1 pseudogene is annotated in these 503 nt (G+C 70.4%); it reads right to left on the reverse strand.

Features of this window, described 5'->3' with window-relative positions:
• Positions 1-365, reverse strand: a pseudogene (locus tag KUM44_RS21080) (ABC transporter permease); the annotation flags it as partial.
• Positions 366-503: the final 138 nt, after the last annotated feature.

The following is a 503-nucleotide window of genomic DNA, read 5'->3' on the forward strand; positions in this document are numbered from 1 at the left end:
ACGAAGTGCGGGACGACCACGACCAGCATCGCCAGGCCCGCCAGGATGGGCTTGAGCCGGGTGATGGCCTGGGCCAGGACGAACCCGAAGACCAGGCTCAGCACGGCCGTTTCGGCGGAGATCCGCAGCGTCGTGAACAGCACCGACAGGTTCACGCCGGTCAGTGCGTCGGCGTACCAGTGCAGGGTGAAGGAGCCGTCGGCGTCCTTCAGGCTCAGCAGCAGGGTGGAGAAGATCGGGTAGACGAACAACAGCAGCAGGTAGACGACGACCGGCAGCGCGTACAGGATCCCGACCCGCGTCCGGCGCGAGGCCAACAGCTTGCGCGGGCGGGCGGGAGCCCCCGCGGTGAGGGTGGCGGCCATGGCTCACCCCGCCTGTTCGTCGGTGGCGAAGAGGTTGACGTCCTCGGGATCGGCGCTGACGCCGATTCGCTCGCCGGCGACCGGGCCGCGGCCGGCCGGGACCTCCAGGCGCAGCAGCGGCCCGTCACCACCGTCGAT

Origin of the sequence: Streptomyces sp. AC550_RSS872 (genome assembly GCF_019049285.1) — a bacterium.
Taxonomy (GTDB): Bacteria; Actinomycetota; Actinomycetes; order Streptomycetales; family Streptomycetaceae; genus Streptomyces.